Origin of the sequence: Escherichia fergusonii ATCC 35469 (assembly GCF_000026225.1) — a bacterium.
Taxonomy (GTDB): domain Bacteria; phylum Pseudomonadota; class Gammaproteobacteria; order Enterobacterales; family Enterobacteriaceae; genus Escherichia; species Escherichia fergusonii.
The window spans coordinates 2417209-2439329 of sequence record NC_011740.1 but is presented as its reverse complement, the minus strand read 5'-3'; the positions used below and the strand labels follow the sequence as shown (position 1 = coordinate 2439329).

Annotated in this window: 20 protein-coding genes and 1 tRNA gene; 14 read left to right on the top strand and 7 right to left on the bottom strand. The window is 48.7% G+C overall.

The window, feature by feature from the left end:
- Nucleotides 1-29: 29 nt before the first annotated feature.
- From EFER_RS11995 to EFER_RS11965, 7 genes are all read right to left on the bottom strand, one after another.
- Nucleotides 30-347, bottom strand: a complete 318-nt coding sequence (locus EFER_RS11995) for a DUF4387 domain-containing protein (RefSeq protein ID WP_000876895.1) — start codon at nucleotides 345-347, stop codon at nucleotides 30-32.
- Nucleotides 344-1714, bottom strand: coding sequence for an acyclic terpene utilization AtuA family protein (locus EFER_RS11990; protein ID WP_000951423.1), 1371 nt, complete (start codon nucleotides 1712-1714; stop codon nucleotides 344-346). Before EFER_RS11990 ends, EFER_RS11995 begins: the two co-directional genes overlap by 4 nt.
- 3 nt (nucleotides 1715-1717) lie before the next feature.
- Nucleotides 1718-2959, bottom strand: coding sequence for a methylaspartate ammonia-lyase (locus tag EFER_RS11985; protein ID WP_000695015.1), 1242 nt, complete (start codon nucleotides 2957-2959; stop codon nucleotides 1718-1720).
- Nucleotides 2960-4405: a methylaspartate mutase subunit E gene (locus EFER_RS11980; RefSeq protein ID WP_000421094.1), complete on the bottom strand. Its 1446-nt coding sequence runs from the start codon at nucleotides 4403-4405 to the stop codon at nucleotides 2960-2962.
- 18 nt (nucleotides 4406-4423) lie between these two features.
- Entirely contained in the window at nucleotides 4424-5812 is a 1389-nt protein-coding gene (gene glmL, locus EFER_RS11975) for a methylaspartate mutase accessory protein GlmL (RefSeq protein WP_001261292.1), read from the bottom strand.
- Nucleotides 5812-6261: a methylaspartate mutase subunit S gene (gene glmS / locus EFER_RS11970; RefSeq protein WP_000743285.1), complete on the bottom strand. Its 450-nt coding sequence runs from the start codon at nucleotides 6259-6261 to the stop codon at nucleotides 5812-5814. The genes glmL and glmS overlap by 1 nt, the downstream gene beginning before the upstream one ends.
- Before the next feature lie 425 nt (nucleotides 6262-6686).
- Nucleotides 6687-7406: a GntR family transcriptional regulator gene (locus EFER_RS11965; protein ID WP_000532836.1), complete on the bottom strand. Its 720-nt coding sequence runs from the start codon at nucleotides 7404-7406 to the stop codon at nucleotides 6687-6689.
- Nucleotides 7407-7575: 169 nt separating this feature from the next.
- On the opposite strand from EFER_RS11965, the gene mngA reads away from it, so the two are divergent.
- The 14 genes from mngA (at nucleotide 7576) to EFER_RS11890 (ending at nucleotide 22111) form a co-directional block, all read left to right on the top strand.
- On the top strand, nucleotides 7576-9492 hold the full coding sequence (gene mngA / locus EFER_RS11960; RefSeq protein WP_001054843.1) for a PTS 2-O-a-mannosyl-D-glycerate transporter subunit IIABC: 1917 nt from the start codon (nucleotides 7576-7578) through the stop codon (nucleotides 9490-9492).
- 19 nt (nucleotides 9493-9511) lie between these two features.
- Nucleotides 9512-12145, top strand: a complete 2634-nt coding sequence (gene mngB, locus EFER_RS11955; protein WP_000648952.1) for a mannosylglycerate hydrolase — start codon at nucleotides 9512-9514, stop codon at nucleotides 12143-12145.
- An 850-nt stretch (nucleotides 12146-12995) separates the two neighbouring features.
- Nucleotides 12996-14564 (top strand): cytochrome ubiquinol oxidase subunit I, encoded by a 1569-nt coding sequence (gene cydA, locus EFER_RS11945; protein ID WP_010331061.1) that lies wholly within the window; start codon nucleotides 12996-12998, stop codon nucleotides 14562-14564.
- Nucleotides 14565-14579: 15 nt separating this feature from the next.
- A complete protein-coding gene (cydB, locus tag EFER_RS11940) occupies nucleotides 14580-15719 on the top strand; it encodes a cytochrome d ubiquinol oxidase subunit II (protein WP_000568275.1) in 1140 nt (379 codons plus the stop codon).
- A 14-nt stretch (nucleotides 15720-15733) separates the two neighbouring features.
- Nucleotides 15734-15847 (top strand): cytochrome bd-I oxidase subunit CydX, encoded by a 114-nt coding sequence (gene cydX, locus EFER_RS11935; RefSeq protein WP_000270282.1) that lies wholly within the window; start codon nucleotides 15734-15736, stop codon nucleotides 15845-15847.
- A complete protein-coding gene (gene ybgE, locus EFER_RS11930; protein ID WP_000034606.1) occupies nucleotides 15847-16140 on the top strand; it encodes a cyd operon protein YbgE in 294 nt (97 codons plus the stop codon). The genes cydX and ybgE overlap by 1 nt, the downstream gene beginning before the upstream one ends.
- 149 nt (nucleotides 16141-16289) lie before the next feature.
- Nucleotides 16290-16694, top strand: coding sequence for a tol-pal system-associated acyl-CoA thioesterase (ybgC, locus tag EFER_RS11925; RefSeq protein WP_001098384.1), 405 nt, complete (start codon nucleotides 16290-16292; stop codon nucleotides 16692-16694).
- Entirely contained in the window at nucleotides 16691-17383 is a 693-nt protein-coding gene (gene tolQ / locus EFER_RS11920) for a Tol-Pal system protein TolQ (protein WP_000131316.1), read from the top strand. Before ybgC ends, tolQ begins: the two co-directional genes overlap by 4 nt.
- A gap of 3 nt (nucleotides 17384-17386) precedes the next feature.
- The gene (gene tolR, locus EFER_RS11915; protein ID WP_000090102.1) at nucleotides 17387-17815 is read left to right on the top strand and encodes a colicin uptake protein TolR; all 429 of its coding nucleotides are present in this window, start codon (nucleotides 17387-17389) and stop codon (nucleotides 17813-17815) included.
- A gap of 62 nt (nucleotides 17816-17877) precedes the next feature.
- Nucleotides 17878-19089 (top strand): cell envelope integrity protein TolA, encoded by a 1212-nt coding sequence (gene tolA / locus EFER_RS11910; RefSeq protein ID WP_000030706.1) that lies wholly within the window; start codon nucleotides 17878-17880, stop codon nucleotides 19087-19089.
- A gap of 132 nt (nucleotides 19090-19221) precedes the next feature.
- A complete protein-coding gene (gene tolB, locus EFER_RS11905) occupies nucleotides 19222-20514 on the top strand; it encodes a Tol-Pal system beta propeller repeat protein TolB (RefSeq protein WP_015953573.1) in 1293 nt (430 codons plus the stop codon).
- Between the two features lie 34 nt (nucleotides 20515-20548).
- Complete coding sequence (gene pal / locus EFER_RS11900; protein ID WP_002431433.1) at nucleotides 20549-21070, top strand: peptidoglycan-associated lipoprotein Pal; 522 nt, start codon at nucleotides 20549-20551, stop codon at nucleotides 21068-21070.
- 9 nt (nucleotides 21071-21079) lie between these two features.
- The gene (gene cpoB / locus EFER_RS11895) at nucleotides 21080-21871 is read left to right on the top strand and encodes a cell division protein CpoB (RefSeq protein WP_000097542.1); all 792 of its coding nucleotides are present in this window, start codon (nucleotides 21080-21082) and stop codon (nucleotides 21869-21871) included.
- 164 nt (nucleotides 21872-22035) lie between these two features.
- A tRNA-Lys gene (locus tag EFER_RS11890) sits at nucleotides 22036-22111 on the top strand.
- Nucleotides 22112-22121 lie beyond the last annotated feature (10 nt).

Below are 22121 nucleotides of genomic sequence, written 5' to 3'. Positions count from 1 at the left end.
AAATATTTACTTAACGTCAGGGGAGAGAACTACAAATCGAATTCAATGTTTAATAATGGCGCATGTTGCTGAGCACCATAGACATCGTTATCCCCCACATTGCCAGAGATAATATCTCTGGGCATGATGATTTTTACTGCATTGGCTGGATCAAACCAAATAATACGATGAATAAAGTCTGGCGTTACCTGATATAAACGAGCAATAACTTCCGCTGAAAGTTGTTGAGAATTTTTGATGCGTAGATAATTCTCTTTACTTTTAAATAAAATATCTAAAACCAGTTCATACGGTCCGGCATTTTTTGAGCGAATAACCTGTGCCAGTGAGCAAATAGGATATTTCATATTTGCACTCCTTGCGGGGTAACGTGTTCAAGATGGTAATCAAAGCGCAGTGCATCATTCGCTTCTATCAGGTGGTAAACCGAAAACTCGTAGACGGGCCCACTCTGAATATCGGAAGGAGAGAATGGAAAAGCCAGATTGCCCGCAGTGGCGATACGATTTTTATAGCCGTAATGCAGCATGGTGGAACGAACCAGAGAGCAGACACTGTTAGCCGTTTCCTGTGTCGGTGCGACGACATCCAGTACGATGCCCAGTTCATGCCCGGCTTGTTGAACAGGTTCATGGCAGCCCATAACACCGTTCTTACCATAAAGATGAAAAGTCATGCGGATACTGTCATCGTCCAGAGACAGATTGCGTTTCACACTGGCTTTCACTTCTTCAATGATCGTATCAATACTGGCGATCATGATGGGATCACGTGTTCCGGCAATTGTCAGGCAGCGGAAACCGACCTGCCGCGCGCCTTCCAGTTTCAACGCATAGGGAGTGGCTTCATGCTTCGACCCGCTGACATACACTTCACCGTCATTCACTGCTTTAAAAGTACAGCCTTTCAGATTCAAAACACCGCCCGGACCGGGAAGAAAATAGGGATCGGATTTTTCATACAGGGTATGAGCTGCTGCAGACGTTTCGGTGAATTTACGCAATGGGTTAAAGGTCTTCAGTGTAAAGCCACTGTCATCGAGGATCCCCATTGCACAATCAGAACCAGAGCCAGGTGTGGCTGCAATTGCGGCACATTCAAGAATTTTCCCACAGTGCAACGCCAGCCCTTCATCGAAGCCTTGCATAATCGGCAGGGCAGCGAAGCAGGCTGGATCATATGCCCTGCCACCTAATACCACCTGTGCACCGCCTTGCAAGGCCTGTTGAAAAGGTTCGATACCCATCTGGGCGACGATATAAGTACTCGCGTCAATGGCTTCATGGGTGAGTGCAGGTACGAAATCCAGGGCGGTGATTTTGCCGTTATCCAGCGCCTGATGAACAACCTCTTTTTCTACATCTGCCGGAATTAATGCCAGCGTAAAGGTTAATTGTTCTTCCTGCGCGATTTCATGAATGATCTGGCGACACCATTCCAGATGCGGAGCGGCACCAGAGCCACCGGCAGTGCCAATTACCACCGGAATATTATTTTTTACTCCGGCGACAATCATATAGCGCAAATCGCGTTTTACACCGGCGCGGTCAGTGAAGGGTTTTCCTGCGCCAAGATAATGTGGACCAGGATCAGAGGAACCGGCATCGACAGCAATTAAATCCGGTGACTCCGCCATCGCTTTGCGAAAACTTTCTTCGGGGAAGCCATAACCGAGGATAGCCGTTGGCGATAAGATCTTAAATGTATGAGCCATTGGTTAATCCTTAGTCTGCAATAGCGCAATGGTACGATTCATTTCGTTGAAGACGATATTAAGACCTTCGTCAAAGCCCATTCCTGGTTTAATCAGCATGCGCATTGGACGGGCTGCCAGCGCTACATGAACACAAGTGCGGGCGCTAATATCCGTTTCGTTGCAGGTGCCTCCCTGATAAGCCTCCATGCCATGCTTATTGCAATAAAGCACGGCATCGACAATGTTATGGATACTGCCCAGATCCGGTGTTTTGATTTGCACCATATGGCAGCTTTTAGCGTCGGTAAAATCAACAATATCCTGGAAGGTGTTACACCACTCGTCGGCGACAATTTTTACGCCAGAACCGAGACGAGCCAGTTCGTTGGTGATGGCGGCAAGAGCCTGGATTTGATCTGCTTTATTACCAGCATCGACCGGGCCTTCGATATAGAGCGGCAGTCCCTGGGCTTCTTGTTCCAGGCTGGCGATATATTCTGCACAGCGTTTCGGTTCCATCGCAAAAATCAGGCCGATGGTGCCGTAAACATCAATGTGCAGTGTTGGTCGGTAATCTGATGATTGACGTAATTGCAAAATGCGATCTGATAGCCAGCGTACGTATGTACGCAGTTTTTCCCCTTTTTGACCAAGTTTTTCTTCAACGTTATTGATCAAAGCATGTGGCAGCACATCCACGCCTTTGAGGATCATCTTATCGACGGCGAGATAACGATCATCCCCACTTTGTCCAAACAACGGAATAGGTTCTGGCACGCATGGTAAGTGCCATTCGTCACACACCACTTCGGCCTTTAAGCGTTTTGTTGCGAGCGCGGTGGCGTCAAGCAATGCCTGGGAAAGTCCATAACGTACGGCGGTATGGAGCAATTTTCCCTCGATACGCAACGTATCAAAGAAACGGGCATTTTCGAGGAAGGTATTAACGTCACGGCCTTCAAGCAGAGGTTTGATGTAATCATTGAGAAAGGGAATAAAATTCGCGGCAAGGAATAAAGGATCACGCCCACCTGCACCTGAATACTGAACGGCAGTGCAGTCGCCCATCGCAATGGCACCATTTTCCAGAATCAATTGCACTGATACACATTCACCCGCCTGACGCACGGCAGTAAAGCCTGGTGTTACCGGCGCGCCAGTGTAAATAAACCCATCGTGTCCTGCGCCATTTTTAATGGCTTGCTGATCGTCAAAATAGAATGAAGAGTACCCGGCGGTGAAGATGGCCTGTTTAATTTTCATTTATGGTCTTCCTATTAATTGACTGTGGGATACGGCGTTAATGTCATCAATAACCATCTGGAATGATGGGCCGCGTCCTTCTGCACGGGCGCGTTCTGCTACGTAGTCGTGATGCAGGGCGAGGATATCTTGCGGTAACGGTACGCAACCGGCTTCAAGAAGACGAATTGCCCCGGTGTTATCGCGTACAGGCAAGATCTTCCCGGCATTACAAACTGATGGGGCAAAGGGGATATCCAGCACACCCGCTTCAAAGGCCAACACTGTGCCACGGGCAATATCGCCATTACCCAGTTCAAACACTTTTTTCAGTACAGCGCGAACTTCGCACTTGATCAGTTCAACCTCTTGATCAACCGCCGGACAGGGGGGGAATTTCTGTTCGCTTACCATATTTAACATCTGGCGCGAGGCTTTCAGCCCCTGAGCATTGGCTGCAGCAGTTGGGATACCAAATGCTTCATGGGGGCTTTTGGTAATCACTTTTGTCGCACCTGACATGCCAGCAACAGCAGCTCCCCAGGAAATTATGGCAAAGGCTTTAGCTTCATCTTCCGGGAATCCCCCCATCCATTGGTGGAAAACCGTACTCAGTTCGTAATCCTCATACCCGTAATTATGGAAATATTCATGGGACAGTTCGCGCAGGGATTTAATGGCTGCAATATCCTGTATCAGGCTGCCCACCTGACCATAACCGACAGTAATTGATTTCACTCCCTGTTCCAGTGCCAAAAGACCTTCAATAATCGCCACCGAATGGGACATAAAAGGAGGAATCAAGGTGCCGGTTAATGGTCCAAAAGGCTCCCGATTCATGCGAATACCATGTTCTTCATATAGCCCGACCAGACGGTCGCAGTATTGCCAGTCGCGGATCGATTTTTCCAGCGTTACACGTTTGGCATAAGGAATGTTGTACGAAATTCCCCCGCCTTCGTAGCTGGTAAAACCGCTGGCAAAGGAAATTTCAGCCAGCAATCGGGCATCAGGCGTACCGTGGCGAATTTGTAACGGTTTTTCGAGTGTTTCTGTCAGGCGACGGCAGGCTGCAACACCGTGGTTAACAACAGGTAATCCATTCAGTTTAGAGGTGCCAGCTTCCAGCGATTTTTGAATACCAACAGCTGCTTCCTCATAACGATTCAAACGGGTATAAGCATCAATAGTTGTCGGCAGCAGATCACACTCCTGTTCCAGCGTTTTCAGCAGTTCTATATGTTCATCGATCAATGCAACGCCTGCACGTGGTTGACTCAACGTTTTACCTTGCTGGTCGGCTTTTAACAGGGCCAGAGAAAAGCGTTTATGTTCAGGAATTGATTGCTGATAGTTAACTGCCTCTGCAAAGTTTTCTACCTCCTTACCCGTCGGCCAGGTTTGGAGTACCTGCAGTCGCTCGTTCATGAATTCATCAAGTGAGAGTTTTTTATTTTTAAGTTCCATGTGTTGCTGCCTTTTAATTCATCGGGTTAAACAGTGGATACTGGTACGGGCGGCGAGCTGCGGATCAAGTCGGGCAACATTTGCCAGTAACGGCAGCAAGCCGCTTGAATCACGGTAATAAGTGAATTGATTAGGAAGTAAGATGCGTCGGCCATCGTCATCTAATTCCCGGTATTTCAACCAGTGATGAATATCGAACTGACTGGCGCGTGACAGCCAGCCGCCAGAACCGATGACTTTGCGTACTGGGGTCAGATCTCGCCCCAGTTGCAAATCAACATTACCCACACAGGTGCAGACCTGTTTTTTCCTTCCGGCATGGCGTTCACTGGCGTAGCCGACACAAAGCCCTGCCAGCAAGGTATCGAACTCTTCTTCTTCGCTGTTGGCGGGTAAGTAACCAGGGTAAGTCATCAGATGGCGCAGGTAAGCGTAAAATGCCGCTTTACGTTCAGTTTGACTGGCGAAAATGATATCGACCAACTCCCGTGTACTTTCACCCACGACCATGGCAGAGACGCGCATACCCAGATCACCTTCCACCGTACGCTTAATAAACGGTTCCGGTACGCCGTGATGAACTGTGTCGGGGGTGAGGGAGTTAGAACAGGCGGAATAGACGTCGGTGGTGGCACCGCCCATATCAATCAACATGAACTCTTGCCACTCGCTGTCGTAATGACTTATGGCTTTTACTAATTCATAAACTGTCCATGGTGTTGGCATCGGCTTTTCGCCAGTTTCATTGACGATGACATCCAGCCCTTTTCCTTTTACGATCCGTTGCAGGAAGATGTCACAAATGGCCTCGCGTGCAGCATGAGGATGGGGATGATCGAGATCTGGCAGGACGTTTTCGACAATTGTTAGCTCTTTATGCGCCAGAATGGCCTGCACATCGTCCTGTATATCGCGATTCCCGGCGTAAATCATGGCGCAATCAAGGTTTGATTCTGCCAGGGCGCGAGCGTTAGCCAGACCGTAACTCGTTTCGCCACCATCAGTGCCGCCAGTAAACAAAATAATATCGGGCGGTGTGTTCTCCAGTGCCTGAATGTCATGACGATTAAGTTTATAAGCGTAATGCTGAGTGATTTTTGCGCCTGCCGACCAGGCGGTTACTTTTGCTGTTTCCAGCGTAATTGAAGGCACCAGCCCCATCGCGGCGACTGCCAGTCCCCCTTTGGCAGAAGAGGAATATTTCAGGTTAATTTCACCGCGATGAAGTAACGAACGGGCATCACAAACGTTTAGTAACTGATTAAGGCAGGTGAAAAAACCTTCAGCCAAATGATGGGGCGTTGTCGGGGTTATCACGTGATTTATCAGCGTTAACGTATCACCTTCTCTGCCGAAGAGAGCGGCTTTAGTCCACGTCGAACCGATATCGACAGAGACAGTTCTCATCAGATAGCCTCTTCCAGAACATGTTCTTCAGCGTGCCGGTGTTGCTGAATATCACCCGCCATGAGCTGACAGACATCTTCCAGGTCATGACTTGGCGCGAATACTCGGTTAAATCCCATCTCTTTGAATTTTTTTTCGACATCAGCAAAGTCATGTTTGCCAACCACCAGATTGCCGCCAACATAAAGTGGAATTTCTCCGATACCACGTTCGATGCAGCGCTCACGAAGTCCCAGACAGTCAATATCACCATGACCATAAATAGAGGAAACCACAATGGCATCGGCACCCGTTTCTATCGCTGCGTCAATATATTCATCCTGACTCACCATTACGCCAAGGTTAATGACATTAAAGTTATGCACGGTGAAAACTCTATCCAGAACTTTATTGCCAACAGCATGGCAGTCAGCGCCAATGACGCCAATAACGAGCGTTGGTTTTTTCATGGCAAATCCTCTGTATAGGCGTGAAAACATTAAATAAATGGTTGTTTGCACTCTGTTATTGTAAGTGCGATATATTTATCCGTGAGTGTGTGTGTTAGGTATAAAGGATGCAATTGATCTCTTTTCAATATCTTATTCGTAAAAATATTGATTTATCTTTCGATGGTTAAAGTGTCATTAAATTAGTGGGTTAGAGAATGACTTGATGCGGTTTGGTGTGGAGGTTATAAAAATGATTTCCAAATTTGTGAAGGCAATCGTAAATATGTTGAAATAAGAATGGTGATACTCGCCATAATCAAGTTGCATGTACTGTGTCTGCGTGTTATTCGGCCCCTTCATTTCAGGGGCAACGCAAGCATTGTTCAAAACGCTACTGGCGTTTGTCCTGCAACTTGCAATATTAAGAGTATATAGCGCATATATCAGTGGGCTCTTCTTCGTGCGATAAGCGTAAATTTATAGTCATCTGTATTAAAAGCATTTCGGCTGAACTCAAATATCCGCCCATCTATTAAGAATCCTCGCGATATTTTTTCGAGAATCGGTTTATCCTGGCTGATATTAAGCAAACGGCTCATCTCTTCGGTTGGCATCAGAGGGATTATCTCTTGTTCACTACGATCAATAACCATCTTCTTCACTTCTTCAATAAAGTGATATTTCGATTTTTCCATGACCTGCCAGGTGAGATCCGGGAACAATGAAAGCGGCATCCAGGTTTCTTCCAGTGCCATTGGCTTTTGCTTGCGATAGCGCACACGCTTCACATGCCACACGCGATCCTGTTCGCTAATTTGCAGCTGCTGCTGGAGAAAATCATCAGCCAGGATCACTTCAAACACCAGGACGTCGCTGTGTGTATCGATGTGTCGATCAGACATTTTTTCATCGAAACTGGTTAACTGAAAAATATCGTAATTGACCCGCTCTTCTTTTACGTAAGTCCCGCTGCCTTGAATACTTTCAAGGATCTGCTGCTCGACTAATTGTCGCAAAGCCTGACGCACCGTAACCCGGCTGACGCCAAACTCTGTTTGTAGTGCTGATTCAGTGGGTAACGCATCGCCAGGTTTAAGCTCGCCACGCGCAATCTGCTCACGAATGCGATCAGCAATCTGTCGGTATAAGGGTTTCCGTCCCATTATTTAGCATCTCATTAATACGAATTTTGTCATTATGCCCGATAAATTCATCCTGTAAATAATACAAATATAATACAAATAATCTCAATCAAGTGAAATTGATCACATAATAGTATTTGTTTGTCGGGCACACTGGCGCGACTATAAAAACGATCAAGTGAGGATCATGATGAACCTGACGACTCTGACCCACCGCGATGCGCTGTGCCTGAATGCGCGCTTTACCAGCCGTGAAGAGGCCATCCACGCGTTGACTCAACGTCTTGCTGCTCTGGGGAAAATTTCCAGTACTGAGCAATTTCTGGAAGAAGTGCATCACCGTGAAAGTCTTGGCCCGACGGCCTTAGGTGAAGGGCTGGCTGTGCCGCATGGTAAAACTGCTGCGGTAAAAGAAGCAGCGTTTGCGGTCGCGACACTGAGTGAGCCGCTTCAGTGGGAAGGCGTTGATGGCCCGGAAGCGGTTGATTTAGTGGTGTTGCTGGCTATTCCTCCCAATGAAGCAGGTACAACGCATATGCAATTGCTGACAGCGCTGACCACGCGCCTGGCGGATGATGAGATTCGGGCGAGAATTCAGTCAGCAACGACGCCAGATGAGTTGCTTTCGGCGCTTGATGATAAATGGTATGCACAACCTGCAGTGAATTTCAGCAATGCGCCAACAATTGTTTGTGTGACGGCCTGTCCGGCAGGGATAGCCCACACCTATATGGCTGCGGAATATCTGGAGAAAGCAGGGCGAAAGTTGGGCGTGAATGTCTTTGTTGAAAAGCAGGGAGCTAACGGTATTGAAGGGCGTTTAACGGCGGATCAACTCAATAGTGCAACTGCGTGTATTTTTGCGGCTGAAGTCGCCATCAAGGAGAGTGAGCGTTTTAACGGCATTCCTGCGCTTTCTGTGCCTGTTGCCGAGCCGATTCGCCATGCAGAAGCATTGATCCAACAAGCGCTTACCCTCAAGCGTAGTGATGAGACGCGTACTGTACAGCAAGATACGCAACCGGTGAAAAGTGTCAAAACTGAGCTGAAACAGGCGCTGTTAAGCGGGATCTCTTTCGCCGTGCCGTTGATTGTCGCGGGGGGCACGGTGCTGGCGGTTGCGGTATTACTGTCGCAAATCTTCGGGCTACAAGATTTGTTTAATGAAGAAAACTCCTGGCTGTGGATGTACCGCAAGCTGGGCGGCGGGATGCTCGGGATTTTGATGGTGCCGGTGCTGGCAGCCTATACCGCCTATTCGCTGGCAGATAAACCGGCGTTAGCGCCGGGCTTTGCGGCTGGACTGGCCGCCAACATGATCGGTTCCGGGTTTCTCGGCGCGGTCGTTGGCGGATTGATAGCCGGTTACCTGATGCGCTGGGTGAAAAATCACTTACGTCTTAGCAGTAAATTCAATGGCTTCCTGACTTTCTATCTCTACCCGGTGCTCGGTACATTGGGAGCGGGCAGTCTGATGCTGTTTGTGGTGGGGGAACCTGTCGCCTGGATCAATAACTCGCTTACCGCCTGGCTGAACGGTCTGTCAGGAAGTAATGCGCTGTTGCTTGGCGCCATTCTCGGTTTTATGTGTTCCTTTGACCTTGGTGGGCCAGTGAACAAAGCCGCTTATGCATTCTGCCTCGGCGCAATGGCGAACGGCGTTTACGGCCCCTATGCCATTTTCGCCTCCGTCAAAATGGTTTCGGCATTTACCGTAACGGCTTCCACGATGCTCGCGCCGCGCCTGTTTAAAGAATTTGAAATTGAAACCGGGAAATCAACCTGGCTATTGGGGCTGGCGGGGATTACGGAAGGGGCGATCCCGATGGCGATTGAAGATCCATTGCGCGTCATTGGCTCTTTTGTGCTGGGCTCTATGGTGACGGGCGCTATCGTTGGCGCGATGAATATTGGCCTTTCCACACCGGGGGCCGGAATATTCTCCCTCTTTTTACTTCATGATAACGGTGCTGGTGGTGTGATGGCTGCTCTGGGCTGGTTTGGCGCGGCGCTGGTGGGGAGCGCAATCTCTACCGCAATTCTCCTGATCTGGCGGCGTCACGCGGTTAAGCATGGCAACTATCTGATTGACGGCGTAACGCCATAAACAAAAACAGGAAACGACGATGAAAGCTGTATCTCGCGTTCACATCACCCCGCATATGCACTGGGATCGGGAGTGGTATTTTACTACCGAAGAGTCACGCATTCTGCTGGTCAATAATATGGAAGAGATCCTGTGCCGACTGGAACAGGACAACGAATACAAATATTACGTGCTCGACGGGCAAACGGCGATTCTCGAAGATTATTTCGCGGTGAAGCCGGAAAACAAAGACCGCGTGAAAAAACTGGTAGAAGCCGGTAAGTTGATTATCGGCCCCTGGTATACCCAGACCGATACCACGATTGTTTCTGCGGAATCCATAGTCCGTAATCTGATGTACGGAATGCGTGACTGCCTCGCGTTTGGCGAGCCGATGAAAATAGGCTATTTACCGGACTCCTTTGGCATGTCCGGGCAACTGCCGCATATCTACAATGGATTTGGCATTACCCGCACTATGTTCTGGCGCGGATGTTCGGAGCGCCACGGTACTGATAAAACCGAGTTTTTATGGAAAAGCAGTGACGGCAGCGAAGTGACGGCGCAAGTGCTGCCGTTAGGTTATGCCATCGGTAAGTACTTACCTGCGGACGAAGACGGATTACGTAAACGGCTCGACAGCTATTTTGACGTGCTGGAAAAAGCGTCAGTAACCAAAGAGATTTTGTTGCCGAATGGTCATGATCAGATGCCATTGCAGCAAAATATCTTCGAAGTGATGGATAAGCTGCGTGAGATCTACCCTCAACGTAAGTTTGTGATGAGCCGCTTTGAAGAGGTATTTGAGAAGATAGAAGCGCAGCGCGAAAATTTGGCCACCCTGAAAGGGGAATTTATTGATGGCAAATATATGCGCGTGCATCGCACCATCGGTTCTACGCGTATGGATATCAAAATTGCCCACGCACGTATTGAAAATAAGATTGTTAATCTGCTGGAACCGCTGGCAACACTGGCCTGGACGTTGGGTTTTGAATACCACCACGGCTTGCTGGAGAAAATGTGGAAAGAGATCTTAAAAAATCATGCCCACGACAGTATCGGTTGTTGTTGCAGTGACAAAGTTCATCGCGAAATCGTCGCCCGCTTCGAACTGGCCGAAGACATGGCGGATAATCTGATTCGTTTCTATATGCGTAAAATCGCCGACAACATGCCGCAGAGCGACGCCGACAAACTCGTCCTGTTTAACCTGATGCCCTGGCCGCGTGAAGAAGTTATTAACACCACTGTGCGCCTGCGCGCCAGCCAGTTTAATTTGCGGGACGATCGCGGCCAGCCTGTGCCGTATTTTATTCGCCATGCCCGTGAGATCGATCCTGGTCTTATCGATCGGCAAATTGTTCATTACGGTAATTACGATCCCTTTATGGAGTTTGATATTCAGATCAACCAGATTGTCCCTTCTATGGGCTATCGCACGCTTTATATTGAAGCGAATCAGCCTGGCAACGTGGTCACCTCCAAAAGTGAAGTTGAAGGGATACTGGAAAATGCTTTCTGGCAGATTGCGCTCAATGAGGATGGTTCTCTGCAACTGGTAGATAAAGACAGCGGTGTGCGCTTTGAACGGGTGTTGCAAATTGAAGAAAGCTCTGATGATGGTGATGAATATGACTATTCACCTGCAAAAGAAGAGTGGGTAATTACTTCGGCGAACGCGAAACCGCAATGCGAGATTACTCATGAGGCCTGGCAGAGTACGGCTGTTATCCGCTATGACATGGCAGTTCCGCTCAATTTGTCAGAACGCAGCGCCCGGCAATCCACTGGCAGAGTAGGGGTGGAGTTGGTTGTCACTCTTAGTCATAACAGCAGGCGCATTGATGTGGATATCAACCTTGATAACCAGGCTGACGATCATCGCCTTCGCATACTGGTCCCTACACCTTTTAACACCGACAGTGTTCTGGCTGACACCCAGTTTGGTTCACTAACGCGCCCGGTGAGCGACAGTGCGATGGATGTCTGGCAACAAGAAGGCTGGAAAGAAGCGCCTGTTCCGGTATGGAATATGCTCAGTTATGCAGCCTTACAAGAGGAACGTAACGGGCTGGCTGTTTTTAGCGAAGGGCTGCGTGAGTTTGAGGTTATTGGTGAAAAGAATAAATCTTTTGCCATTACGCTGCTGCGTGGAGTTGGATTGCTGGGGAAAGAAGATCTGCTTTTAAGGCCTGGACGGCCTTCAGGAATTAAAATGCCAGTCCCAGACTCACAACTACGCGGTCTGCTTTCTTGTCGCCTAAGTTTATTGAGTTATACCGGTACGCCAACCGCCGCCGGTGTAGCCCAGCAGGCGCGAGCATGGCTGACCCCAGTACAGTGTTACAACAAAATCCCATGGGATGCGATGAAGCTTAACAAAGCCGGGTTCAACGTGCCGGAAAGTTATAGTTTGTTGAAAATGCCCCCAGTGGGATGCCTGATTAGCGCACTTAAGAAAGCTGAAGACCGACAAGAAGTGATTTTGCGGCTGTTTAATCCGGCTGAATCAGCGACCTGTGATGCGACTGTTGCTTTCAGCCGCGAGGTGATTTCTTGCTCAGAAACGATGATGGATGAACACATTACTACCGAGGAAAATCAAGGTTCAAATCTGTCCGGGCCTTTTTTACCCGGCCAGTCACGAACGTTCAGTTACCGACTTGCCTGAATAGCGAGTAACCAAAGCGAAGCCACGTATGCGCGGCCAGATTGTTGACAAAGGGCGCTTTGTTCATGCCGGATGCGGCATGAACGCCTTATTCGGTCTGTAAAAGTATGCAAATTCAAGATATTGCAGAGATGATGTAGACACTGGTAAGCGTAGCGCATCAGGCAATTTGGGGTTCATCTTCACTCTCAAGCTACGTATATGTGACTTTATTTTTAACAAAATAATAACCCTGAGTGAGTTAATTATAATATAATTATAAGTTAATTAAATGTTAATATTGGCAAGGTGGATTTATGCCTTTATTAATAATCCTGAAACACTGCGTCGTATTAGCCAGTGACCAAAAAAAAGAATTAAGGCCAACCGTGCTGCTTTTGCTTCGTCTCTTTTTATCTTTAATTACCAACCGAAACTAATTCCCTGTCTTATAAGTCACACATTTTAAACATAAAGTTTACTAAAATCACCTTATTGAAACATTGTTAACATAATTTGTAGAAATTGATATTAATCAATGTATAAATCTTGGAAATGAGTATCAAAAAGAGATAAATTGTTCTCGATCAAATTGGCTGAAAGGCGGCAATTTAGCTATAAATTGATCACCGTCGAAAAATGCAAATTTGCTTCAATAAAAACCTGTTTATTGTAAGGATTTTGCGGCGTAATATATACGTGGGATCAATTTGAGTTTTTATTAACATGTTTGCAACCTTTCTTTACACCGTTTTTGTGTATTCACATGGTGTGATGAAAGTGATCAAACAAATTTCTATTGGGGCATGCGTGTGACCCTTTCTAACGGGGTTCACTCTCGGAGTCTTCATGCGATGAGCAAGGAGTCATGATGTTAGATATAGTCGAACTGTCGCGCTTACAGTTTGCCTTGACCGCGATGTACCACTTCCTTTTTGTGCCACTGACGCTCGGTATGGCGTTCCTGCTGGCCATTATGGAAACGGTCTACGTCCTTTCCGGCAAACAGATTTATAAAGATATGACCAAGTTCTGGGGCAAGTTGTTTGGTATCAACTTCGCTCTGGGTGTGGCAACCGGTCTGACCATGGAGTTCCAGTTCGGGACTAACTGGTCTTACTATTCCCACTATGTAGGGGATATCTTCGGTGCGCCGCTGGCAATCGAAGGTCTGATGGCCTTCTTCCTCGAATCCACCTTTGTAGGTCTGTTCTTCTTCGGTTGGGATCGTCTGGGTAAAGTTCAGCATATGTGTGTCACCTGGCTGGTGGCGCTTGGTTCAAACCTGTCCGCGCTGTGGATTCTGGTTGCGAACGGCTGGATGCAAAACCCAATCGCGTCCGATTTCAACTTTGAAACTATGCGTATGGAGATGGTGAGCTTCTCCGAGCTGGTGCTTAACCCGGTTGCTCAGGTGAAATTCGTTCACACTGTAGCGTCTGGTTATGTGACTGGCGCGATGTTCATCCTCGGTATCAGCGCATGGTATATGTTGAAAGGCCGTGACTTCGCCTTCGCTAAACGCTCCTTTGCTATCGCTGCCAGCTTCGGTATGGCTGCCGTTCTGTCTGTTATTGTTCTGGGTGATGAATCCGGTTACGAAATGGGCGACGTGCAGAAAACCAAACTGGCTGCTATTGAAGCCGAGTGGGAAACGCAACCTGCGCCTGCTGCCTTTACTCTGTTCGGTATTCCTGATCAGGATGAGCAGACGAACAAATTTGCGATCCAAATCCCTTACGCACTGGGCATTATCGCCACGCGTTCCGTGGATACCCCGGTTATCGGCCTGAAAGAACTGATGGTGCAGCATGAAGAACGCATCCGTAACGGGATGAAGGCGTACTCTCTGCTCGAGCAACTGCGTTCTGGTTCTACCGACCAGGCGGTTCGTGACCAGTTCAATAGCATGAAGAAAGACCTCGGTTACGGTCTGCTGCTGAAACGCTATACGCCAAACGTGGCGGATGCAACTGAAGCGCAGATTCAACAGGCAACCAAAGACTCCATTCCACGTGTAGCGCCGCTGTACTTCGCGTTCCGTATCATGGTGGCGTGTGGCTTCCTGCTGCTGGCAATCATCGCTCTCTCTTTCTGGAGTGTCATCCGCAACCGCATTGGCGAGAAAAAATGGCTGCTGCGCGCCGCATTGTACGGTATTCCGTTGCCGTGGATTGCTGTAGAAGCGGGCTGGTTCGTGGCTGAATATGGTCGCCAACCGTGGGCTATCGGTGAAGTGCTGCCGACAGCTGTGGCGAACTCGTCACTGACCGCAGGCGATCTCATCTTCTCGATGGTACTGATTTGCGGCCTGTATACCCTGTTCCTGGTGGCAGAATTGTTCTTAATGTTCAAGTTTGCACGCCTCGGCCCAAGCAGCCTGAAAACCGGTCGCTATCACTTTGAGCAGTCTTCCACGACTACTCAGCCGGCACGCTAAGACAGGAGTCGTCAAATGATCGATTATGAAGTATTGCGTTTTATCTGGTGGCTGCTGGTTGGCGTTCTGCTGATTGGTTTTGCAGTCACTGACGGTTTCGACATGGGGGTGGGCATGCTCACCCGTTTCCTCGGTCGTAACGACACCGAGCGTCGAATTATGATTAACTCCATCGCACCACACTGGGACGGTAACCAGGTATGGCTGATCACTGCGGGTGGCGCTCTGTTTGCTGCCTGGCCGATGGTCTATGCCGCTGCGTTCTCCGGCTTCTATGTGGCGATGATCCTCGTGCTGGCGTCTTTGTTCTTCCGTCCGGTTGGTTTTGACTACCGCTCCAAGATTGAAGAAACCCGCTGGCGTAACATGTGGGACTGGGGCATCTTCATTGGTAGCTTCGTTCCGCCGCTGGTGATTGGTGTAGCGTTCGGTAACCTGTTGCAGGGCGTACCGTTCAACGTTGATGAATATCTGCGTCTGTACTACACCGGTAACTTCTTCCAGCTGCTTAACCCGTTCGGCCTGCTGGCAGGTGTGGTGAGCGTAGGGATGATCATTACTCAGGGCGCGACCTACCTGCAAATGCGCACTGTGGGCGAACTGCACCTGCGAACCCGTGCAACAGCTCAGGTGGCGGCGCTGGTGACACTGGTCTGCTTCGCACTGGCTGGCGTATGGGTGATGTACGGTATCGATGGTTATGTTGTGAAATCAACAATGGACCATTACGCGGCATCTAACCCGCTGAATAAAGAAGTGGTTCGTGAAGCTGGCGCATGGCTGGTTAACTTCAACAACACGCCAATTCTGTGGGCTATTCCGGCGCTGGGTGTGGTTCTGCCTCTGCTGACTATCCTGACTGCACGTATGGATAAAGCCGCATGGGCGTTTGTGTTCTCCTCACTGACGCTGGCCTGCATCATCCTGACTGCCGGTATCGCAATGTTCCCGTTTGTGATGCCGTCCAGCACCATGATGAACGCAAGTCTGACAATGTGGGATGCAACTTCCAGCCAGCTGACGCTTAACGTCATGACCTGGGTTGCGGTGGTTCTGGTACCGATCATTCTGCTCTACACCGCATGGTGTTACTGGAAAATGTTCGGTCGTATCACCAAAGAAGATATTGAACGTAACACCCACTCTCTGTACTAAGTAAGGAGCTAAAAATGTGGTATTTCGCATGGATTCTGGGAACGCTTCTTGCCTGTTCGTTTGGGGTAATCACCGCGCTGGCGCTTGAGCACGTCGAATCAGGCAAAGCCGGTCAAGAAGACATCTGATGAGCAAGATTATCGCAACCTTGTATGCGGTAATGGACAAGCGCCCCCAGCGGGCGCTTTCCTTCGTGATGGCGCTTCTGTTAGCAGGATGTATGTTTTGGGACCCGTCACGTTTTGCCGCGAAGACCAGTGAACTGGAAATCTGGCATGGTTTATTGCTGATGTGGGCTGTCTGTGCTGGTGTAATTCACGGCGTAGGCTTTCGTCCGCAGAAGGTTCTCTGGCAAGGGATTTTTTGCCCATTGCTTGCCGATATTGTTCTCATTGTCGGGCTGATTTTCTTCTTCTTTTAAATGAGAATTCTCTTCAAAAATTTATGGGCCACAGAAGGTCCATAAATTTTTACGCTCCCTTAACTTGCCCTCATTCCCAAACCTCAATCGCGCGCGTATAGTAGCAGCGTTTAAAAGTTCTAACTTTTGTTGCATTACCGGGATGTAAAGTGAATACAACGCTGTTTCGATGGCCGGTTCGCGTCTACTATGAAGATACCGATGCCGGTGGTGTGGTGTACCACGCCAGTTACGTCGCTTTTTATGAAAGAGCACGCACAGAGATGCTGCGTCATCATCACTTCAGCCAACAGGCGCTGATGGCTGAACGCGTTGCCTTTGTGGTGCGTAAAATGACGGTGGAATATTATGCACCTGCGCGGCTCGACGATATGCTCGAAATACAGACTGAAATAACATCAATGCGTGGCACCTCTTTGGTTTTCACGCAACGTATTGTCAACGCCGAGAATACTTTGCTGAATGAAGCAGAGGTTCTGGTTGTTTGCGTTGACCCACTCAAAATGAAGCCTCGTGCGCTTCCCAAGTCTATTGTCGCGGAGTTTAAGCAGTGACTGACATGAATATCCTTGATTTGTTCCTGAAGGCTAGCCTTCTGGTTAAACTTATCATGTTGATTTTGATTGGTTTTTCAATCGCATCCTGGGCCATTATTATCCAGCGGACTCGTATCCTTAACGCAGCGGCGCGCGAAGCCGAAGCGTTTGAAGATAAATTCTGGTCTGGAATCGAACTCTCTCGCCTCTACCAGGAGAGCCAGGGAAGGCGTGATAATCTCAGTGGTTCGGAACAAATCTTCTACAGTGGGTTCAAAGAGTTTGTTCGTCTCCATAGGGCGAACAGTCATGCTCCTGAAGCTGTTGTTGAAGGGGCATCGCGTGCTATGCGTATTTCCATGAACCGTGAACTTGAAAACCTGGAAACGCACATTCCGTTCCTCGGCACAGTTGGCTCCATCAGCCCATATATTGGTCTGTTTGGTACGGTCTGGGGGATTATGCATGCCTTTATCGCCCTTGGTGCAGTAAAACAGGCAACGTTACAAATGGTTGCGCCCGGTATCGCAGAAGCGTTGATTGCGACGGCAATCGGTCTGTTTGCCGCTATTCCGGCAGTTATGGCCTACAACCGTCTCAACCAACGTGTAAACAAACTGGAGCTGAATTACGACAACTTTATGGAAGAGTTTACCGCTATTCTGCACCGCCAGGCGTTTACTGTTAGCGAGAGCAACAAGGGGTAAGCCATGGCCAGAGCGCGTGGGCGAGGTCGTCGCGATCTTAAGTCCGAAATCAACATTGTACCGTTGCTGGACGTACTGCTGGTGCTGCTGCTGATCTTTATGGCAACGGCCCCCATCATTACCCAGAGCGTGGAAGTCGACTTGCCGGAGGCTACCGACTCGCAAACAGTGAGTAGTAATGATAATCCACCGGTAATTATTGAAGTTTCTGACGTTGGTCAGTACGCGATATCTGTTGAGAAAGAGCGACTGGAACGGTTACCTCCTGAGCAGGTAGTGGCAGAAGTTTCAAGCCGATTCAAGGCCAATCCGAAAACGGTCTTCCTGATCGGTGGTGCGAAAGATGTGCCTTACGATGAAATCATTAAAGCACTGAACTTGTTACACAGTGCGGGTGTGAAATCGGTTGGCTTAATGACGCAGCCTATCTAATTACCTGCGTTTCCAGGCGTAAAGATAGCGAGTTACGGGCGAACAGTTTTTGGGAACCAAGAGTGTCAAAGGCAACCGAACAAAACGACAAACTTAAACGAGCGATAATTATTTCAGCAGTGCTGCATGTCATTTTATTTGCAGCGCTGATCTGGAGCTCGTTTGATGAAAATATAGAAGCTTCAGCCGGAGGCGGCGGTGGTTCGTCTATCGACGCGGTAATGGTTGATACTGGTGCTGTTGTAGCAAACAGCGAGCGTATCAAGGAGCAGGAAGCCAGTGCGCGTCGTTCCGAAGAGCAACGTAAGAAAAAGGAACAACAAGCGGCTGAAGAACTCCGTGAAAGACAAGCCGCAGAGCAGGAACGGTTAAAACAGGCTGAAAAAGAGCGTATAGCCGCTCAGCAACAGAAAAAACAAGCTGAAGAGGACGCAAAACAGGCAGAGTTAAAGCGTCAGCAAGCTGAAGAGGCCATGAAGAAAGCAGAAGCACAGAAAAAGGCTGAGGCAGAGGCAGCTAAACTCGCCGAGGCAGAGGCGCAGAAAAAAGCTATAGCAGAAAAAGCAATAGCAGATAAAAAAGCTGCTGAGAAAGCCGCTGCAGAAAAAGCAGCAGCAGAGAAAAAGGCCGCTGAGAAAGCCGCTGCAGACAAAGCAGCAGCAGAGAAAAAGGCTGCTGAGAAAGCCGCTGCAGACAAAGCAGCAGCAGAGAAAAAAGCTGCCGAGAAAGCCGCTGCAGACAAAGCAGCAGCAGAGAAAAAAGCTGCTGAGAAAGCCGCTGCAGACAAAGCAGCAGCAGAGAAAAAAGCCGCCGAGAAAGCCGCAGCAGAGAAAAAGGCTGCCGAAAAAGCAGCGGCAGACAAAAAGGCTGCCCAGAAAGCAGCAGAGGCTGATGATATTTTTGGTGAGCTAAGTTCTGGTAAGAATGCACCGAAAACGGGCGGTGGGCCGAAAGGAGGCCATGATTCACCTGCTGGGGTGGGTAATACTAAAAATAATGGCGCATCAGGCGAGGATATCAATAACTATGCCGGGCAAATTAAATCTGCTATTGAAAGCAGGTTTTATGACGCATCTCTTTATGCAGGTAAAACCTGTACATTGCGTATAAAACTGGCCCCGGATGGCATGTTACTGGATATTAAGCCGGAAGGTGGAGATCCTGCGCTTTGTCAGGCTGCGCTTGCTGCAGCTAAACTTGCGAAGATCCCAAAACCACCAAGCCAGGCGGTATATGAAGTGTTCAAAAATGCTCCACTGGACTTTAAGCCGTAATGTTGTTTTTCTCTGGTATAACGAAGAAGAACAAATAGGGCGGGTCGCTGGGTTCTGGTAGTTTTGTGTATTTGAGTTTGTTAAAATTCTGCTAAATTATCGTGGGCATTGTGTCCAGATAAGGGAGATATGATGAAGCAGGCATTACGAGTAGCATTTGGTTTTCTGATGCTGTGGGCAGCGATGCTACACGCAGAAGTTCGTATTGTGATCGACGGCGGGGTTGATTCCGGTCGTCCGATTGGTGTCGTTCCCTTTAAATGGGCAGGCCCTGGTGCTGCACCAGAAGATATCGGTGGTATTGTCAGTGATGACCTGCGCTACAGCGGTAAATTTAATCCGCTTGATCGCGCTCGTCTGCCACAACAACCGGCTTCTGCACAAGAAGTTCAGCCAGCAGCCTGGTCTGCACTGGCTATTGACGCTGTTGTTGTTGGTCAGGTAACACCAAACCCGGACGGTTCCTATAACGTTACTTATCAGCTGGTTGATACTGGCGGTGCTCCAGGAACTGTTCTGGCGCAAAATTCATTCAAAGTGAATAAGCAGTGGCTGCGTTACGCCGCTCATACTGTCAGTGACGAAGTATTCGAAAAACTGACGGGTATTAAAGGTGCGTTCCGTACTCGTCTTGCTTATGTTGTGCAAACCAATGGCGGCCAGTTCCCTTATGAACTGCGTGTATCCGATTACGACGGCTACAACCCCTTTGTCGTTCACCGTTCACCACAACCGCTGATGTCTCCTGCATGGTCACCAGATGGTTCGAAGCTGGCTTACGTGACTTTTGAAAGTGGTCGCTCTGAGCTGGTTATCCAGACACTGGCGAATGGTGCTATCCGTAAGGTTGCGTCTTTCCCGCGTCATAACGGTGCTCCTGCTTTCTCTCCTGATGGTTCGAAGCTGGCTTTTGCCCTGTCTAAAACCGGCAGTCTGAATCTGTATGTTATGGATCTCGCCTCTGGTCAGATTCGTCAGATAACTGATGGTCGTAGCAACAATACTGAACCAACCTGGTTCCCGGACAGTCAGAATCTGGCATTTACTTCAGACCAGGCTGGTCGTCCGCAAGTGTATAAAGTGAATATTAACGGCGGTGCACCACAGCGTATAACCTGGGAAGGTACACAAAACCAGGATGCTGATGTCAGCAGCGACGGTAAATTTATGGTAATGGTCAGCTCCGATGGCGGTAAGCAACACATTGCCAAACAAGATCTGGTAACGGGAGGCGTACAAGTTCTGTCGTCCACGTTCCTGGATGAAACGCCAAGTCTGGCACCTAACGGCACTATGGTAATCTACAGCTCTTCTCAGGGGATGGGATCCGTGCTGAATTTGGTTTCTACAGATGGGCGTTTCAAAGCGCGTCTTCCGGCAACTGATGGACAGGTCAAATTCCCTGCCTGGTCGCCGTATCTGTGATAATAATTAATTGAATAGTAAAGGAATCATTGAAATGCAACTTAACAAAGTGCTGAAAGGGCTGATGATCGCTCTGCCGGTTATGGCAATTGCGGCATGTTCTTCCAACAAGAACGCTAGCAATGACGGCAGCGAAGGCATGCTGAACGGCGGTGCCGGCACTGACATTAACGGCGGCAACGGCAACATGTCTTCTGAAGAGCAGGCACGTCTGCAAATGCAACAGCTGCAACAGAACAACATCGTATACTTCGATCTGGACAAGTACGACATCCGTTCTGATTTTGCTCAAATGCTGGATGCACACGCAAACTTCCTGCGTAGCAACCCGTCTTACAAAGTCACCGTAGAAGGTCACGCGGACGAACGTGGTACTCCGGAATACAACATCTCCCTGGGTGAACGTCGTGCGAACGCCGTTAAGATGTACCTGCAGGGTAAAGGCGTTTCTGCAGACCAGATCTCCATCGTTTCTTACGGTAAAGAAAAACCTGCAGTATTGGGTCATGACGAAGCGGCATACTCCAAAAACCGTCGTGCCGTACTGGTTTACTAAGAGAATTGCATGAGCAGTAACTTCAGACATCACTTGTTGAGTCTGTCGTTACTGGTTGGCATAGCGGCCCCCTGGGCCGCTTTTGCTCAGGCGCCAATCAGTAGTGTCGGCTCAGGCTCGGTCGAAGACCGTGTCACTCAACTTGAGCGTATTTCTAATGCTCATAGCCAGCTTTTAACTCAACTTCAACAACAAATCTCTGATAACCAGTCCGATATTGATTCTTTGCGTGGTCAAATCCAGGAAAGTCAGTATCAGCTAAACCAGGCTATTGAACGTCAAAAGCAGATCATGCTGCAGATGGATAGTTTGAGTAGTGGTGGAACTGCGGCACAATCTGCCAGTGGAGATCAGAGCGGAGCGGCAACAGGAGCATCAACTGCACCTGAAACCGGAGCTGCGGCGTCAGGCACACCAGTACAAAGTGGTGACGCTAATACCGATTACAATGCGGCAATAGCGCTGGTACAGGATAAATCTCGCCAGGATGATGCAATTGTGGCGTTTCAAAACTTCATCAAGAAATACCCGGATTCCACTTACCTGCCAAATGCGAATTATTGGCTCGGTCAGTTGAATTACAATAAGGGTAAGAAAGATGATGCGGCTTACTATTTTGCTTCAGTAGTGAAAAACTATCCGAAGTCACCAAAAGCTGCAGATGCGATGTTTAAAGTCGGCGTTATCATGCAGGACAAAGGTGACACCGCAAAAGCGAAAGCTGTTTACCAACAGGTTATCAATAAATATCCTGGTAGTGATGGTGCTAAACAAGCACAAAAACGCTTGAACGCGATGTAATGCATAACACACGACCAGAAGTCGCATTATTTCTGGTCTTGTCGTGCGAATCATAAGCAGTTGAGTGATCTACATCGAAATTTTTGTTGCGCTCAAATCTGAAATCAGTAATATATGCCGCCGTTGCCACGGGATATCGAACAAACCGAAAGCAACGAAAAAGTGGGTCGTTAGCTCAGTTGGTAGAGCAGTTGACTTTTAATCAATTGGTCGCAGGTTCGAATCCTGCACGACCCACCACTAACGTAGT

Bases quoted from the DNA above. Each gene is read 5' to 3' on its own strand.
- mngA (WP_001054843.1), top strand. From the start codon at position 7,576: ATGAACCTGACGACTCTGACCCACCGCGATGCGCTGTGCCTGAATGCG.
- glmL (WP_001261292.1), bottom strand. From the start codon at position 5,812: ATGAGAACTGTCTCTGTCGATATCGGTTCGACGTGGACTAAAGCCGCT.
- EFER_RS11985 (WP_000695015.1), bottom strand. From the start codon at position 2,959: ATGAAAATTAAACAGGCCATCTTCACCGCCGGGTACTCTTCATTCTAT.
- tolB (WP_015953573.1), top strand. From the start codon at position 19,222: ATGAAGCAGGCATTACGAGTAGCATTTGGTTTTCTGATGCTGTGGGCA.
- EFER_RS11990 (WP_000951423.1), bottom strand. From the start codon at position 1,714: ATGGCTCATACATTTAAGATCTTATCGCCAACGGCTATCCTCGGTTAT.
- pal (WP_002431433.1), top strand. From the start codon at position 20,549: ATGCAACTTAACAAAGTGCTGAAAGGGCTGATGATCGCTCTGCCGGTT.
- EFER_RS11965 (WP_000532836.1), bottom strand. From the start codon at position 7,406: ATGGGACGGAAACCCTTATACCGACAGATTGCTGATCGCATTCGTGAG.
- ybgE (WP_000034606.1), top strand. From the start codon at position 15,847: ATGAGCAAGATTATCGCAACCTTGTATGCGGTAATGGACAAGCGCCCC.
- EFER_RS11980 (WP_000421094.1), bottom strand. From the start codon at position 4,405: ATGGAACTTAAAAATAAAAAACTCTCACTTGATGAATTCATGAACGAG.
- glmS (WP_000743285.1), bottom strand. From the start codon at position 6,261: ATGAAAAAACCAACGCTCGTTATTGGCGTCATTGGCGCTGACTGCCAT.
- cydA (WP_010331061.1), top strand. From the start codon at position 12,996: ATGTTAGATATAGTCGAACTGTCGCGCTTACAGTTTGCCTTGACCGCG.
- mngB (WP_000648952.1), top strand. From the start codon at position 9,512: ATGAAAGCTGTATCTCGCGTTCACATCACCCCGCATATGCACTGGGAT.
- cydB (WP_000568275.1), top strand. From the start codon at position 14,580: ATGATCGATTATGAAGTATTGCGTTTTATCTGGTGGCTGCTGGTTGGC.
- EFER_RS11995 (WP_000876895.1), bottom strand. From the start codon at position 347: ATGAAATATCCTATTTGCTCACTGGCACAGGTTATTCGCTCAAAAAAT.
- cydX (WP_000270282.1), top strand. From the start codon at position 15,734: ATGTGGTATTTCGCATGGATTCTGGGAACGCTTCTTGCCTGTTCGTTT.
- cpoB (WP_000097542.1), top strand. From the start codon at position 21,080: ATGAGCAGTAACTTCAGACATCACTTGTTGAGTCTGTCGTTACTGGTT.
- tolR (WP_000090102.1), top strand. From the start codon at position 17,387: ATGGCCAGAGCGCGTGGGCGAGGTCGTCGCGATCTTAAGTCCGAAATC.